Here is a 15,948-nt window from a genome sequence, read left to right as displayed (position 1 = left end):
GAAGCCAAGGCGGAAGCCGCCGCGCAGCCGCAGCCTGAAGCGACCCCACAGAAGGCCTCCTGACCCACCTGATCAGATCAGACGACGACGCCCCGCGAACCTCGTGTTCGGCGGGGCGTTTTTGCGAAGGTCAGCGTCTTTTCCGCCCTGTCAAACGGACGGCTCCAACTGAGTGACCGCTCACCACCGCAGACCCGCGTCGGCCAAAAGCGCCGCGCCGGCTTCGAAGTCGTTGAGCGTCATCGCCTCCCGCGGGTTGTGCGAGCCGTGGTCGTTCGCGACGAAGATCATCGCGAACGGAATCCCCGCGACGCCGAAGTTCTGCGCGTCGTGCCCGGCGCCCGAGGCCATGCGGCGCACGGGAACGCCGGTCCGCCGGGCGGCGTCGGCTAGCGCCGAGAGAAGCCCCTCGTCCGAGAGCTGAGGTTCAAGGCGCGAAGCCGCCTGCGGGCGAAACGCCACGCCGGTCTCGGCTTCCACTTCCCGGAAGGTGTCGAGAAGCTTTCGGGCGGCGGCTTCGCGGACCTCAACCTCCAGAGAGCGCGCTTCGAAGCTCAACCGCACGTCGCCCGCGATTTTGTTGAAGACCGCGTCTTCGGGCGTCGCGAAGACGCCGAAGGTGAGGACCAGATCGTCTCCGGCCGCCAAGCGCTCCGCCCACCACGCGTTCATGCGGTGGACCACTTCGGCCGAGGCGGCCACGGCGTCCCGCCGGTACGCGCGCTCGATCGCGCCCGCGTGGGCGGCATCGCCCACGACCTCGATCACGTCGTAGGCGATGCGCCCGCGGATGCCGGTGACGAGCCCCGTGCGGACCACGTCGTCCGCTGCGAGCGAAGGCGCCTGTTCGATGTGGAGTTCCAAAAACGCGTCGACCGAGCCGCGGTCCAGAAACACCTCGCCCGAGACGAGGCGCTGCGGATCGAGCCCCTGACGCTTCACCAATTCGCCGAAGACGAGCGCCCCCGGCCGGGGGTCGATGCGCCGCGTGAGGCTTTCGGGCTTCATCCGCCCGAAGAGCGCTTCCGTGCCCAAGAGCCCCGGCTCTTCCGCCCGGAAGGCGGCGATCGTGAAGTCGCGTTTGGGGCGTAGCCCCAGTGCGCGCCACGCCGCCACGGCCGCAAAGGCCGCCGCGATCCCGGCGAGCCCGTCGAAATTCCCGCCCGAGAGCACGCTGTCGGCGTGGCTCCCGCTCATCAACGCAGGGAGCGTCCGGTCCTCGCCCGCGTACGTGAAGAAGCGGTTTCCGACCGGGTCGGTGCGGACCTCCAGCCCCCAGTCCCGCGCAATGGCTTCGAGGTGATCCAACACCGCCGTCTCTTCGTCGGAGTAGGCAGTGCGGGTCACGCCTTCGCTTTCCAAAGGCTTGCCCTCCGGCCCCTTCGTCACGCTCATGCGGCGCACGTCCTCGAAGAGCTTTTCGGTGAAGGCGCGCGTCAGCGCCCGCATCCTCCCGGGCGTGAGGATCGGGAGGGCGTTCTCAGTCGATTCGGGTTGGATCGTGGTCTTTCGGTCGTGCGTCATGGTCTTCGCCTCAGACGATTTTTCTATCGGCATGCCTTCGATGATAGGCGTTCCGACGGCGCTTCGCCCCGACCGGCGGGTCCGAACTCCGGCCTGAACGCCGAACCCGGGTTCGGCCCAACCGAAACGCCCGTCCGCCAAAGGAATCCAAGCATACGTGTTCATACGTACAACTTTCGGCGATCGAGACCCTCTCCGGATCCTCCTTTCCGGTGAATTTTTACGCAATCTTTTCCGGCCTGTGGTTTGTACCTATAAGACTTTGCGTAGAAATATCTTTTTGTTAAGATGGCAACGCTCGGAAAATACGTATGCCGCAGTGACGCACGGGTCAGGAGCCCCGGGGGTCGGAGAGAGCCCTCTCAGCTGCGCAGGACGCACATCCGGGCGCTCCCCGACGGGAAGGACGCCCGGCGGAGGGGCCGCCGGCGGGGAAACCTCCGGCGACATCAACGGACGGCAAAAGCTCCCTTTCACACGCCGCTCCGCTACGCGTTGGCCGCCGGGTGAAAGACGGCGGCCCGAAAAGGATTCCGTCTACCAATGCTGATCGGTGTTCTTCTGGGCATCGCTGCGGGTGCTCTCTGGGGCCTCATCTACATCGCCCCGCTTCTCGTACCGCAGTACAACCCCGTGCTCGTGGCGCTCGGGCGCTTCATCTCCTTCGGGATCGTGTCGCTGCCCTGCCTTTGGTTCCTGCGCCATGAACTCAAAAAGTTCACCCGCGCCGACATCTGGGAGGCGTTCAAGCTTCCGTTCTTCGGCAACGTGATCTTCTACTCGATGCTCACGATCTGCATCCGCATGGCGGGCGCCCCTCTGGCCGGCATGTTCATGGCCGTGATTCCGGTGTTGGTCGCCATCGTCTCCAACGTCCGCTACGCGAAGGAAGGGCGCGCGATTCCCTGGAGCCGCATCCTGCCTCCCTTGGCCGTCATCTTCGCGGGGCTCGTCATCGCCAACTGGTCCGAATTCAAGATGATCGCGGAAGCGAGCGCCGGCGGGGGGCAAACCTTCTGGATCGGCGTCGGCTTCGGCATCGCCGCGGTCTTCGCCTGGACCTGGTTCTCGATCTACAACGCCGACTGGCTTCTTGAGCACCCCCACCATTCGACGAGCGCCTGGACGGCGCTTCAGGGCGTGACGGTGCTCCCCGTGGTGCTGGGCGCCTTCGCGCTCCTCGCGTGGCCGATCGGCTTCATGGACACGTCGGTGCACTTCATGGGACCCGAACCCGTGACGTTCCTCCTCGTTGCGCTCATGGTGGGCTTCCTCTGCTCGTGGGTCGCGATGCTCGCCTGGAACCAGATGAGCCAGCGTCTTCCGGCTGCGCTCGGCGGTCAGCTCATCGTCTTCGAATCGGTCTTCGCCGTCGTCTACGCGCTCATCTACCGCGGGGAACTCCCGACCGTCACGATGGTCGTGGGCTTCATCATCCTGATGGCGGGCGTGCTGGGGTCGCTCCGCGTCTTCCGTCAGCCGCTCGAAGAAAAGCCCGCGAAGATCAACATCAAGCTCGACGCCCGCTACGCCGGGAAGAAGATGGCGGTGGCCGCCGTCCGTCAGCGCGCCTGACCGACGACACCCCCCATCAGTCAAAAAGCCCGCGCCCGGCAACGGGCTGCGGCCTTTTTCTTGAACGGTCTTCGAGAGACCCCGAGCCGGTGCGCACCGGCTCGGCTCCCATATGGATGTGAGGTCTGCGGCGGGCCCCGATCAGACGATCTCGACGCGGAGCGTCCCCACGCCGTTGACGCCGGCGAGAAGCACGTCGCCCTTCTTCACCGGGCCCACGCCCGAGGGCGTCCCCGTGAAGACGATGTCGCCCGGCTGAAGCTCCCACGTGCGGGAGAGTTCGACGATCAACCCTGCGGGCGAGACCATCATCTGGTCCGTGCGGCCCGACTGCACCTTCTCGTTGTTCTTGTAGAGGTAGATGTCGGCGGGCGCGGGCATGGGCGTGCGGTACGCGGGGCGCAGGTGGCTCACCGGGGCGCTCCGGTCGGTGGCCTTCGCGACCTCCCAAGGGCGGCCCTTCGCGCTCATCTCGCGCTGACGGTCGCGGCGGGTGAAGTCGATCCCGACGCACCAGCCCCAAATGCAGGCTTCAGCCTCTTCTTCCGTGAGGTTCCTGCCGCCCTTCGAGAGGCACGCCACCAGTTCGACCTCGTACTCGAGCCTCGCTTCCGGATCCTCCGGCGCGGCGATCCGGACGGTCTCGCCGTCCGCCACCGGCACCACGGCGTCCGAGGGCTTCATGAAGAAGAAGGGCGCCTCGACCACTTCACCCGGCCGCGCGACCTCCGCGGCGTGCGCGGAATAGTTGCGCGCGGCGCAGTAGACGCGGCGCACGGGGAAGAATTCGTAGCGTTCGTCCTGGACGGGAATGACGGCCTGCTGGGGCGGTGCGAAGAGATACGGCATGACTCGAAAAGCCGCCCGCGTCGGGCGGTGAACTATTGCAGAAATTTGCTCATTGTATGGTTTGCCGCCAACGCCTGTACAATAGGCCGAACGATTTTCGGGGCCCCCTGGTCCCCGGACACGCGCACACCGAAAGCACCGCTCGCAAAAGCAATGACCGACCATCCCACTCCTCACCGCAAGTCGCTCGCTGAAATCAGCCAACAGCGCATCGAAGCCGTCCGCACCAAGGGCATCTACGTCCTGCCGAACGCCTTCACCGCGGCGGCCTTCTTCGCCGCCTTCTACGGCATCGTTCAGGCGATGAACGGCGACTTCGGCACCGCCGCGATCGCCGTCTTCTTCTCGATGCTCTTCGACGGGATGGACGGGCGCGTCGCGCGCCTCACCCACACCCAGAGCGAATTCGGCGTGCAGATGGACAGCCTCGCCGACGCCGTGAGCTTCGGCGTCGCCCCGGCCTTGATCGTCTACGAACACAGCCTCGTGGGCCTGGGCAAGCTCGGCTGGGCCGTCGCCTTCGTCTACGCCTTCTGCGCGATCCTGCGCCTGGCGCGCTTCAACTGCAACGTGGGCGTCGTCTCCAAGAACTATTTCCAGGGGCTCCCGAGCCCGGCCGCGGCGGCGCTCGTCTGCGGCTACGTCTGGCTCTGCGTCGAAGGCCACATCCCCGACTTCATGCTCCCGCATCAGGCCGAAGCGGCGTTGGTCGTCACGCTCTACGCCGGCCTCACGATGGTGAGCAACGCGCCCTTCTTCTCCGGGAAGAGCTACGCCGTCGTGCGCACGATCCCCTTCTGGTTCATCGTCGTCGCGTCGCTCCTCTTCATCATCATCTCGAGCAACACGTCGCTTTCGATCTTCGTGCTCTTCTGCATCTACGCGCTCTCGGGCTACCTCTACGCCTTCTGGTGCTGGTGGAAGGGGCGCCCCAACCCGATCGAAGCCGACATCGCCGCGCAGCAGGCTGCCCTCGCGGCCGGCGAAGACCCCGCCGAACACCACTGACGGCACACCCGCCGAAACGGCCGGAACAGCCGGATTCCAAGCGTTTTCGAGATGCGGCGCCCCTGAAGCGGGCGCCGCTTTTCGTTCCGCCCACACACTTCGGTGCATTTCGAAACGATCGCCCCGGCGTTCGGCTGATACATTTTTCTGAGAACCTTGTTCCTTGGTAGGGAGGAAGCCATGGCTTCATCGACGAACCGCACGAGCCGCGCGGACCGCGGCACGCCCGGCGGCACACATGACGCCAAGGCCGCCGCGGGCCGAAAGACCGCCCGTCCGAGCCCGATGTTCGACGACGCGATCCGCCTCATCAGGATCCTGCAGTTGATCCCGCAGAACCGTCCGATCGACACGCAGGAGATTCAGGAAGAACTCCGCCGCGAAGGGATCGATCTCCCGATCCGCACCCTGCAGCGCTATCTGCAGACGATCAGGAGCGACGCCGCCGACTTCGCGATCGACTGCGACGAAACGGTGCGCCCGCGCCGCTACCGTTGGAGCCCGAACGCCAAGGGGATCCAGCTCCCGAGGCTCTCGCCGGTCGAGGCGGTGCTGCTGCGCTTCGCGGAAGAAGGTCTGCGCCACCATCTACCCACGGGTGCCTTGAACGGGCTTCGCCCGATGCTGCGCACCGCGAAGCGCAACCTCGCCCCGGACGCCGCGCGCGCCAACACCTCGTGGTTGGAGAAGATCGTGGTGACGCCCCCGACCCTTCCCGTCACGGTGCCCGCGATCCGGGCCTCGGTCTTTGAGGCGGCCGTCGAAGCGCTCTTTTCTGAGATGGTCATGCACGGCCGCTACCGCCGCGATACGGGGCGGTTTTCCGAAATCGACCTCCACCCTTTGGGGCTCATCCAGCACCAATCGAGAACCTTCGTCGTGGGCTACGAAGAGCCCCGCGGCGTGAAGCACACGCTCGCACGCATCCGCCGACGCCGTCTTGAAGAAGCCGGGCAACCCGTCGAAGAGGAGCGCCCCGTGATCGGGCTCTACGCGCTCCACCGCTTCGACGACGCCCGCGTGACGCTCCTCCCGGCGCTCATCCCCGAGGACTTCAGCCTCGAAGACTTCGTGCGCCGGGCGAACTTTGAAGGGAAGCGCGGCCGCACCGTGCGGCTCACGGTCGTCACCGACAGCCCCGACCTCGTGCGCGAGATTCTGGAGAGCCCGCTCTGCGCGACGCAGGAAGCCTCCGTCGACCCGGACTCGACCGACGAGGCGCCGCTCTGGCGCGTCGTCGCCGTGCTCGAAGACTCGGCGCTTTTGGACGCGTGGCTCGCGCAGCGCGCCGAGTGGATCATCCGGAGCACCAAGGAGCAACTGCGCGCCCCCGAGCCGCTCGTGACGCCGGGGTCCTTCTGAACGACAACACCGGGACCCGTGCCCGATTCCACCTCCGAAGCCCGGCGCGAGCCGGGCTTTCGCGTGCGGAGGATCCCTTGCATTTCACCACCCGTTCAGTTCTCTTTTCACCTCATTCCTTGATAACCAAGGAAATACAAGAAGCACATCCGACTGTACTACAGTTGGGTGCAGTACAGTTGGCTGTACTACAGTCAGGTGTAGTACAGCGCGCTGTACTGAAACGGGATTCAGCAAAGCGCGTCGAACGTCAGGGGCACCCACGAGCCGGAAGGCACCTCCCGGCGGAGTGAAGACGACCCCGTCCCAAATAAGAAAAAAAGAGGTTGTGGAACCTCTCAAAAGAGGCTCTCGTGAAGAGGTTCCCAGAGAGGATCAGAGGTGATCAGAGGCGCGCGATCGTCGACATCACGCCCGTCACCTTCTGACCGATGGTGACGGTGACTTCCGCCTCGGGCGGGAGGAAGACGTCCACGCGGGAGCCGAAGCGGATGAAGCCGTAGCGCTCGCCGCGGGCGAGCTTCGCGCCCACCGAGGTGTGGCAGAGGATGCGGCGGGCGATCAAGCCCGCGACCTGCACGAAGGTGACGTCGCGGCCGTCTTCCATGCGCACGCGCACGGCGTTGCGTTCGTTGTCGGTCGAAGCCTTGTCGAGGTCGGCGTTGAGGAAGAGCCCCGGCGTGTACTTCACCTCTTCGACGACGCCCGCCACGGGCGACTTCTGGCTGTGCACGTTGAAGACGTTCATGAAGATCGAGACCATGACGCGGGGTTCGCCGGTGAGCGGATCCTCGGCGTTCTGCACCTTGCAGACGCGCCCGTCCACGGGACTCACGACGGCGCGCGGATCCGCCGGAAGCTCACGGGCGGGATCGCGGAAGAACTGCAGCGAGAAGACGAAGGCGACGAAGGCGATGAAGGCCAGGAAGTCGAAGTCGAAGAGCCACAGGATGACCGTCAGGGCAAGAAGACCGCCCAGGATCGGGCGACCTTCGCGGGCGATGAACGGATGCGGATAAATCTGGGCGTTCACTTTGGAGCGTGTCCTCGGAGGAAGGCGGATGAATCCCCGCCTTCTCGGCGGGGTCGGATGCGGACCGGGATCGGTCCGGGCCGACATTGTAGAGGATTGGGGCGCCGCCGTCCGACGATTCGGAAGAGAAACGCGGCCGGAGGGCTCACGGGCGGTACGCCCGCTCGGCCCATCGGTCGGCGAGCGCCGCGTCGCCCCGACGGAAGGCGGTGCGCAAACCTTCGCGCACCTCGTCCGGAACGTCCTTCCACTCGGGCAGATGCACGTACCTCAGGTACTGGGCCTGAAAGCGGAGCGTCCCGCCCCGCATCTTGACCCCGAAAGCGTCGATGAAGCGACGGACCGGCGTGCTCATCAGGAGCCCCACCAACGCTTCAAGGTCCCACTCGTCGGAGGCGATCCAGTAGCAGCCGTGATGGGGGTACCGGTCCGTGATGACGGGCTTCGCCTCGACACCCAAGTCCGGGAGCAGGATGAGCCTCCTCCCGAGAAGCTCCGTCTGAATCTTGTCGATCGTCCGGTACCAGGCTTCGGGCGACTTCCTCGCGACATACCGGCGCTTCAGACGGTCGGCGTGCTTCTCGAAGTAGTTCCGAAGGCGCGGATGGCGCTGAAGATCCGCGAGGCTCCCGTCCTCCTCCCAAGGGTTCACGAGAAAGACGGGGCGGGCGTCCTTGAAGCGTTGATGGTAGAGGGGCAGGAGCCGCGACGCTTCCACCAGCGTGGCGTCCTCCGTGAGGAAGACGTCGTCGCAGCCGGTCGCGATGCCGATGCCGATCCCGATCGCGACGCCGCACTTCTCGATCGGCTGATACCGCCCCATCGCGCTCATGACGAACCGGACGGTCGCGGCGTCGGCGAGCGGATAGAGCGCATCACCATGGGGCTTCTCCAACCGGATCAGCTCGAAGCGGCTCCCCCGGACGTTGTCCAAACCGCCATCCATCGCCCGTTCGACGTCTTCGACGTCGTCCGCGCCGAAGGCGGGCGAACAGTTCACGAACCTGAAGGTTTCCCGCCGAGCTTCGCGGCGGATGAGCGTGACCGCCGGATAGGCGTCCACGTCCTCGTCGAACGCCCGGACTTCGTGCATGCGCACGAGCACGTCGAGGTTGAAGTCGGCGTTGACCTTGCCGCGCAGGCGCTTTCCGTAGGCGTTCTGGAGCCACCGGTCCGCACAGATGAAGCAGAGCGCGCCGCCCGGCTTCAGTAGTTCGAGCGACTTCTCATAGAAACCCACGAAGATGTCCGTCCCGAGGGTGACGCAATTGAGATGAGCGGCGTAGGCCTTCCGCTTCTCCGCAGGCATGTCCGTCGCGCGGATGTAGGGCGGATTGCCGACCACGAAGTCGGCGCGAAGATCCGTGTCGTGAAGGAGAAAGTCCCCGCAGACGAGCCAGGCGTCAAGGAGCGTCTCCGGCGGGCACCCGCGTTGGATGAGCGCCTGACGAACGGCGCGCCGCGTCGCACGAAGCGCCGCCTCGTCGACGTCGAAGGCGCGGATGCACTCCGAGAGCGCCGCCCAGCCGACGTCCGGGTGACGCGCCTTCCAGCCGCAGAGCCGTTCGACGATCGTCAGAAGAAAGGCGCCGCAGCCGCACGACGGCTCGACGATCAGCCTGCGGCCGATCTCTTCCTCCGCCCGGTACCCGACCATGTCGAGCATCCAGTCGGCGACCAACGGCGCGTGTAGACGACGCCCTTCCGTTTTTCCGTCATATCGGAGGACTCGGGATCCGCTTCACTCGTTCTTCACGGCCTTCTCGGTCGGGCTCTGCGAGAAGATCCAGTCCAAGAACCCGCCCTTGTTGCGCGAGCAGACGAGAACGACGCCTTCGCCCTTGAATTTGAGCATCACGCCTTCACCCGAGAGCTGCGAATGAAGGAGCTTCCCCATGAGGCCAGACCTGCTCGAGTTGATGGAAAGCTCGTAGTCCAACCCCGCGTCCCAGGCGACGACGTGCCCGTTGTCGACCATCATCGGACGCTCCTTCGTGACGCGGAGCTCCCGCACCGAGCCGAAGCCGGAGACGGCGAGCGTCCCCGAGCCCGAGGTCTTCATGACGAAGAAGCCGCCCGAGTCGCCCAAAAGCGCGCGCCCGAGGCTCTGCGTCTTCGTCTCGAACTCCACCCCGGAGGTCGAGGCGAGAAAGGCGCCGTCCGACAAGTAGTACTGGCGATCGCCCACGTCGAGAAGCGTCACGTCGCCGGGCAAGTTCGGCGCCAGAAGGATCTCGCCCGGACGGTCCCCGGCCTCGACCACCTGCTGGAAGAAGGTTTCGTCGTTGAGGACCTTGCGTGCGAGCGACTTGAAGAAGCCGCCGCGGGTCGCGCCCTTCAAGGAGAGCGAGCGGTCCATCGCCACCATGGCGTTCCGCTCCGCGCAGATCGTTTCGCCGGGTTCGAGCGAGACGCGGAGGATCGGATCGATCGAGCCGTCGGTTTCAAAGCGTGCCATGGTGGGTTCCTTTTGGAAAAGTGGTCGAAGATGGGTGCCGGGCGGCCGTCAACAATTCGGGCGGCCGGAAACGCTTCCGCCGCCCGTCGTGGTCGGTCAGCCCGCAGGATGAAAGTTTAAGGACGAATGCGTACCTGCATCGTGACTTCCTGCGTCACGTCCGAGGTCCCCGCCGAAACCGAGGGCGCCGCCATCACGGACTTCGCGAGCACGGCATCGTTCGCAACCCGGGGGGCCGCGTAGTAGCGCACCGACGGACCCGACATGCGGCCCGTACCGATCGATTCGATCCGGACGTCCGCGGCTTCGAGGCCCATCACCTTCGCGACGCGCACAGCTCGCGCCATCGCGTCGTGGATCGCTTCGCCAAGAAGCTCGTCCTGGGTGCGCTTCCGGAGTTCGTCCGAAACGCGCAGTTCAATCCCGTCGACCGTCAGGGTCTTCAAACCCGCCTCCATGACGGAGGGCACGAGCGTCATGTCGTTCACGGTGACGCGCAGCGTCTGGCGCACGACCCAGGCGCCGACGGTCGGCGTCTCGCCTTCCTTCGCCTTCGTGTAGACCGCACGGGTCGAGAAGTCGGCGGTCTGAAGCTCCACCTTCCCCTGAATCGCCTTGATCGCGTCGACCGCGGCGTTCACCGCCTTGATCGTGTCGTTCGTGGCCGCGGCCACGTCCTTCTTCTGGACCTCAATCGAGAAGATGACGGTCGCTTCGTCGTTTTCCAACTTCTTCGAGGCTTCGCCCGAGAGCGTCATCACGGTGCCCGCTTCCGCCGGGCGCGGAAGTTCGATCGTCTCGACGGCCCACGCCGACGTGGCGGCGACGGCGCAGACGAGGGGCGTCAAAAGCCAAGTTTTTCTGAGCATGTTTCTCTCCTTTGTCGGGGGACGACGCGCCCCTATCGCTGCCCTCATTCTCGCAGGAGCGGGTACCGAAGTCCTCGGGATTTGGCCGCAAATCGGTAAAGCGTTTGAAAGCAACTGAAAACGGCCCCGAGGGTTTGGCGAGCCCCTGCCCGCTTTTGCAAAAACACCCATTTTTGCAAAAGCGAAAAAACGGCACAGGAACCCAATAAGCGGCCAAACGTGCGGGCTTTCACCTCAGCGATCTAAGACAAAGCCCTTACAAAACCCCGTTTAAACCAAACGTTGGACGCTTCGCGGCGGGCGTTCCGCAAGAATCCGCCCAAAGCGTCCGACGCCCCTCGTTACAATCCTTTCAACCTTCCGCCGTTCCGGCCGTTCGCGCCTCCAAGCACCGACCCTCCGGCCCCTTGGAGTGACGAGCGGCAGGTTCTTCCCCCCTCTCACAAACCAAAAAAGAAGAAAGACTCCTTATGGCAGCTACCAACGCACAGTGGGGCTCTCGCCTCGGCTTCATTCTCGCGAGCGCCGGCTCGGCTATCGGCCTCGGCGCGATCTGGAAATTTCCGTTCTGGGCCGGCGCCAACGGCGGCGCCGCCTTCATCATTCCGTACATCGTGTTCGTGTTCACGATCGGCGTAGCGTTGGTCATGGCTGAAATTGCGATCGGCCGCCGCGGCCGCGGGTCCGTCGTCTCCGCCATGAAGAACGTGGGCGGCAAGACCTACGCGGCGTTGGGCGCCTTCGGCGTGCTCACCTCCTACCTGATTCTCTCCTACTACTCGGTCGTGGGCGGCTGGTGCGTCTCGTACCTCGTCGACTCCTTCATGGGCGCCGTCACGACGACCGATGCGGACCTCTTGAAGGCCAACTTCGGCGAACTCGTCTCGAACGGGACGAAGAACATCGCCTGGCATTTGGTGTTCCTGTCGCTCACCTGCGGCACGGTCATCCTGGGCGTCGAAAAGGGGATCGAACGCATCTCGAAGTACCTGATGCCGACCCTCTTCATCCTGATGCTCGCGATCATCGTGCGCGGCATGACGCTCCCGGGTTCCTGGGCGGGCGTCGAGTACCTCTTCAGCTTCAAGTGGGAAAACGTCACCGCCGCGGCGATCCTGAACGCCATGGGCTTCACGTTCTTCTCGCTGTCGCTCGGCGCCGGCATTCTCGTGACGTACGGCTCGTACCTCTCGAAGGACACCTGCATCCCGAATTCGTCCCTTTGGGTCGCGATGCTCGCCATTCAGGCCTCCATCCTCGCGGGCCTGATGATCATGCCGGCGGTCTTCGCCTTCGGCGTCGAACCGAACGCCGGTCCCGGCCTCGTCTTCATCACGGTGCCGATGATCTTCGCGTCGGTCCCTGCGGGCGACATCTTCGCGGCGCTCTTCTACATCTGCCTCCTGGTGGCGGCGCTCACCTCGTCGGTGTCGCTCCTTGAAGTGGTCGTGGCCTTCATCCACAACGAATGGCACCTCTCCCGCCGCGCCTCGGTGATCCTCTGCTGGGTGACGCTCTTCTTCCTCGGCGGCGTCTCGGCCCTCTCCTTCGGCGTCTGGAGCGACATCACCATCGCGGGCCGCAACATCTTCGACTTCCTCGACTTCGTGTGCTCGAACTTCATGATGCCGATCGGCGGTCTGGCGGTTGCGGTGCTCGCGGGCTGGAAGGCCTGGCCCGCCATCCGTGAGGAACTCGTCTCCGTCCGCCAGTACAGCGAAGGGACGATCCAGATGATCCGCGTGATGATCACGTTCCTCGCCCCCGTCCTCGTTCTCGTGGCGATTTATCAGGGCGTCTTCGGCTAAGCCGGACGCCACCCTGAAGACCCGGGCCGGCGCAATGATTGGAAGGTGCGCCGGCCTTCTTCTTTTGTGCGGAGGGCGAAAACTTTCCGCACAAACGAAGAAGGAAGCACGGAAAAAGCGTCCGCAAAGTTGTCCGGGCGTTGTCCGGAAGTTGTCCCGAAGTTGCCCGGGCCAGGCCCGGACGCATTTGGCAAAGTCCGCAACCTTCCGATACGATCCGAAGACCACCCCCTAAGTGACGCCCTTTTCTTAACTTGAGTTTTACGTATGTCCGTTGAGCGAAAAACCTGGACGAGCCGCATCGGTTTCGTGCTTGCGAGCGCAGGCGCGAGCGTGGGTCTGGGCGCCATTTGGAAGTTCCCCTACATGGTCGGGACGAACGGCGGCAGCGCCTTCGTCTTCCCCTACGTGCTCCTTACCTTCACCGTGGGCCTTGCGCTTCTCATCGCGGAAATTGCGCTGGGCCGCACGGGCCGCGGCGGCATCGTGACCGCCTACCGCCGTTTGGGCGGCCCCATCTTCGTGCCCGCCGGGTACCTGGGCGTTCTGACCGGGTTCCTGGTGCTGTGCTTCTACTCCGCCATCGGCGGGTGGACCCTCGCCTACTTCTGCGAGGCGCTCACCGGCACCGGCCTCATCACCGACCAGTCGCTCCTGGGCGCGCACTTTCAGGACCTGACGGCGGACCCCGTGACCGCCCTGGGCTTCCAGTGGCTCTTTCTCCTGATCAACGGCCTCATCATCGCCTTGGACGTGACGAAGGGGATCGAGCGCGTATCGAAGTTCCTCATGCCGCTCCTCTTCATCATGATGCTGGTCCTGATCGTGCGCGGGCTCACGCTCCCGGGCGCCTGGGCGGGCGTGGAATTCCTCTTCGAATTCAAGCCGGAGGCGTTCTCCTTCGACGCGCTCCTTCAGGCGATGGGCTTCACGTTCTTCTCGCTTTGCGTCGGGTGCGGCTGCATGCTCACGTACGGGTCGTACCTCGACCAGAAGTCGAACCTTCTGTCGGGCTGCCTCTGGATCGCGTTTTTGGGCGTCATGGCGTCGCTTCTGGGCGGCCTCATGATCATGCCCTCGGTCTTCGCGTTCGGGCTCGACCCCACCGCCGGCCCCGGCCTCACCTTCATCACGATGCCCGCCGTCTTCGCGCAGATCCCCTTCGGGCAGTTCTTCGCGGTGCTCTTCTACCTCTGCATCGTGGTGGCGGCCGTGACGAGCTCGGTGTCGATGATCGAGATTCTCGTGGCGTTCCTCGTCGACGAGAAGCGCATGCCGCGCCCGAAGGCCGCGGTGCTCTCCACGATCGCGCTCGCGATCGTCGGGGCGCTCCCCTGCCTCTCCTTCGGGATCCTCGCCGACAAGACCTTCCTCGGGAAGAATGCGTTCGACCTCTTCGACTTCTTCACGTCCAACATTTCGCTCCCGGTGGGCGGCCTCGTCATCCTGCTTCTGGCGGGCTGGTGGTGCTGGCCGCGCGTGAGCGCGGACATCGCGGGCGAGACGCCGCGGTCCGAAGCGTGGTTCCGCACGCTTCGCCTCACGCTTCTCGTCCTCTCCCCGATTCTGGTCACGGTCGTGCTCATTTCGGGACTCCTTTAACCCTCCACACGGGCCGCGCGCCGGATTCGGCGCACGGCCCGAATGCATTCACGACAACAAAACACCTCGCCCCCTCGGCGTAAGGACAACATCATGTCAACCGCACAGCCCTCTACGGCGCGAAGCGTCTGGTCTTCGCGAATCGGCTTCATTCTTGCGAGCGCAGGCTCCGCCGTCGGTCTCGGCGCCATTTGGAAGTTCCCCTACATGGCGGGCACCAACGGCGGCTCCGTCTTCATGCTCCCCTACATCTTCTTCACGCTCACGATCGGGCTCGCGCTTTTGATCGGCGAAATGGCGATGGGGCGCCGCGCCCGCGGCGGCGCCGCGACGGCGTTCCCGCTTTTGGGCGGGAAGCGCTGGGGGTGGCTCGGGCTCGTCTCGGTCGCGACCGGCTACTTCGTTCTGGCCTTCTACTCGGTCGTGGGCGGCTGGTGCGTCTACTACATGGCGCAGGCCTTCATCGGGAACGGCGCGGTGACGGATCCGTCGACCTTGAAGGACGCCTTCGGCACGTTCGCCTCGTCGGGGACCCTTCCCATCATCTGCCACGCGGCCTTCCTCACCGCGACCGCCGCGGTCGTGATGTGCGGGGTCGAGAAGGGGATCGAGCGCGTCTCGAAGGTCCTGATGCCGCTCCTCTTCGTCCTGATGCTCATCCTCATCGTGCGCGGGCTGTCGCTGCCCGGTGCGTCCGAAGGCCTCACCTTCCTCTTCCAGTGGAATCCGGAAGCCTTCACGGGTGAGGCGCTCCTGAACGCCATGGGCTTCGCCTTCTTCTCGCTTTCCGTCGGTTCCGGCTCCCAGATGAACTACGGCAGCTACCTCGGTCGCGACGTCGACATTCCGAAGTCGACCACCTGGATCGTCTTCCTCGCGATCATGTCCTCGATCCTGGGCGGCCTCATGATCATGCCGGCGGTCTTTGCGTTCGGGCTCTCGCCCGACGCGGGCCCGGGGCTCACGTTCGTGACGATGCCCGCGGTCTTCGGGAAGCTCCCCTTGGGCGACCTCTTCGCCGTCGCCTTCTACGTCTGCCTCTTCGTCGCGGCCCTGACCTCCGCCATTTCGATTCTCGAAATGTCGGTGCAGTACTTGGTCGACGTCTGGCGCCTCACGCGCCGCCAGTCGGTGTGGGCGACCTCCACGACGTTGGGCATTTTGGGCATCCTCTGCGCGCTCTCCTTTGGGCCCCTCGCCGACGTCACCATCTTCGGGAAGGGCTTCTTCGACCTCTTCGACTACGCGACCTCCAACATCGGCATGCCCTTGGGGTGCCTCGGGCTCGCGATCGTGGGCGGCATGGTCGCCTGGAAGGACGTGAAGGAGGAATTGGAGACCGGGAGCCGCATCGGCAAGACCGGGCTCACGTTCCTTCGCCTCATCATGGTGGTGCTCTCGCCCATCGTGATCGTGCTCGTCACCTTCAAGGCGATCGGCCTTTTCTGACGGGGAAGGTCTCTACGACAAACGCCTGAGGGCGGAACATCCTCGGGCCTGTATCCTGAACCGAGGGGCGCCAGGCCCCTCGCCGCAACTCCCGGCCTCACTTCGGGCTTCTACGGAGAGAATCGAACCCGAAGACGAGGCTCAGGGAACCGCGGGAACCCTCCCGGCAGTCGGTTCCAACCGGGCCGCGCCGAATCCCCGGAGCGGCCTCACCGAAGGAAACTCCTCATGTCTCAAAACACGTCCGGCTGGGGCTCGCGCCTCGGCTTCATCCTCGCGAGCGCCGGGTCCGCCGTGGGCCTCGGCGCGATTTGGAAATTCCCCTACATGGCGGGCACGAACGGCGGTTCCGTCTTCATGCTCCCGTACATCTTCTTTACGCTCACCGTGGGCGTCGCGCTCCTCATCGCC

At 65.0% G+C, this 15,948-nt stretch carries 12 protein-coding genes and 1 pseudogene; 7 read left to right on the top strand and 6 right to left on the bottom strand.

Features of this window, described 5'->3' with window-relative positions:
* Positions 1 to 180: 180 nt before the first annotated feature.
* Positions 181 to 1,524 (bottom strand): hydantoinase/carbamoylase family amidase, encoded by a 1,344-nt coding sequence (locus HMPREF9440_RS04730; protein ID WP_050816119.1) that lies wholly within the window; start codon positions 1,522 to 1,524, stop codon positions 181 to 183.
* 543 nt (positions 1,525 to 2,067) lie between these two features.
* Here HMPREF9440_RS04730 and HMPREF9440_RS04725 point away from each other — a divergent pair.
* Positions 2,068 to 3,099, top strand: a complete 1,032-nt coding sequence (locus HMPREF9440_RS04725) for a DMT family transporter (RefSeq protein ID WP_008541987.1) — start codon at positions 2,068 to 2,070, stop codon at positions 3,097 to 3,099.
* A 141-nt stretch (positions 3,100 to 3,240) separates the two neighbouring features.
* Here HMPREF9440_RS04725 and HMPREF9440_RS04720 read toward each other — a convergent pair whose 3' ends face one another.
* Positions 3,241 to 3,948 (bottom strand): fumarylacetoacetate hydrolase family protein, encoded by a 708-nt coding sequence (locus HMPREF9440_RS04720; RefSeq protein ID WP_008541985.1) that lies wholly within the window; start codon positions 3,946 to 3,948, stop codon positions 3,241 to 3,243.
* 153 nt (positions 3,949 to 4,101) lie between these two features.
* On the opposite strand from HMPREF9440_RS04720, the gene pssA reads away from it, so the two are divergent.
* On the top strand, positions 4,102 to 4,956 hold the full coding sequence (gene pssA / locus HMPREF9440_RS04715; protein WP_008541983.1) for a CDP-diacylglycerol--serine O-phosphatidyltransferase: 855 nt from the start codon (positions 4,102 to 4,104) through the stop codon (positions 4,954 to 4,956).
* A 180-nt stretch (positions 4,957 to 5,136) separates the two neighbouring features.
* A complete protein-coding gene (locus tag HMPREF9440_RS04710; protein WP_040763633.1) occupies positions 5,137 to 6,318 on the top strand; it encodes a helix-turn-helix transcriptional regulator in 1,182 nt (393 codons plus the stop codon).
* Positions 6,319 to 6,703: 385 nt separating this feature from the next.
* Here the strand turns inward: HMPREF9440_RS04710 and HMPREF9440_RS04705 are convergent, their stop codons facing one another.
* From HMPREF9440_RS04705 to HMPREF9440_RS04690, 4 genes are all read right to left on the bottom strand, one after another.
* Complete coding sequence (locus HMPREF9440_RS04705) at positions 6,704 to 7,351, bottom strand: phosphatidylserine decarboxylase (protein WP_008541979.1); 648 nt, start codon at positions 7,349 to 7,351, stop codon at positions 6,704 to 6,706.
* 145 nt (positions 7,352 to 7,496) lie between these two features.
* Positions 7,497 to 9,017, bottom strand: a complete 1,521-nt coding sequence (locus HMPREF9440_RS04700) for an Eco57I restriction-modification methylase domain-containing protein (protein ID WP_148516396.1) — start codon at positions 9,015 to 9,017, stop codon at positions 7,497 to 7,499.
* A 75-nt stretch (positions 9,018 to 9,092) separates the two neighbouring features.
* The gene (locus HMPREF9440_RS04695; protein ID WP_008541976.1) at positions 9,093 to 9,809 is read right to left on the bottom strand and encodes a TIGR00266 family protein; all 717 of its coding nucleotides are present in this window, start codon (positions 9,807 to 9,809) and stop codon (positions 9,093 to 9,095) included.
* Positions 9,810 to 9,925: 116 nt separating this feature from the next.
* Positions 9,926 to 10,678, bottom strand: coding sequence for an SIMPL domain-containing protein (locus tag HMPREF9440_RS04690; protein WP_008541974.1), 753 nt, complete (start codon positions 10,676 to 10,678; stop codon positions 9,926 to 9,928).
* A gap of 470 nt (positions 10,679 to 11,148) precedes the next feature.
* Here HMPREF9440_RS04690 and HMPREF9440_RS04685 point away from each other — a divergent pair, with 470 nt between their 5' ends.
* From HMPREF9440_RS04685 to HMPREF9440_RS11890, 4 genes and pseudogenes are all read left to right on the top strand, one after another.
* Positions 11,149 to 12,486: a sodium-dependent transporter gene (locus HMPREF9440_RS04685; protein ID WP_008541972.1), complete on the top strand. Its 1,338-nt coding sequence runs from the start codon at positions 11,149 to 11,151 to the stop codon at positions 12,484 to 12,486.
* A gap of 267 nt (positions 12,487 to 12,753) precedes the next feature.
* Entirely contained in the window at positions 12,754 to 14,088 is a 1,335-nt protein-coding gene (locus tag HMPREF9440_RS04680) for a sodium-dependent transporter (protein WP_008541971.1), read from the top strand.
* Positions 14,089 to 14,181: 93 nt separating this feature from the next.
* Positions 14,182 to 15,537: a sodium-dependent transporter gene (locus HMPREF9440_RS04675; protein ID WP_008541970.1), complete on the top strand. Its 1,356-nt coding sequence runs from the start codon at positions 14,182 to 14,184 to the stop codon at positions 15,535 to 15,537.
* 228 nt (positions 15,538 to 15,765) lie between these two features.
* Positions 15,766 to 15,948 (top strand): annotated as a pseudogene (locus HMPREF9440_RS11890) (sodium-dependent transporter); the annotation flags it as partial.

The sequence above is a fragment of the Sutterella parvirubra YIT 11816 genome (genome assembly GCF_000250875.1).
Classification (GTDB): domain Bacteria; phylum Pseudomonadota; class Gammaproteobacteria; order Burkholderiales; family Burkholderiaceae_F; genus Sutterella; species Sutterella parvirubra.
The sequence above is the reverse complement of the archived record's forward strand: the minus strand, read 5'-3'. Positions and strand labels throughout refer to the sequence as shown.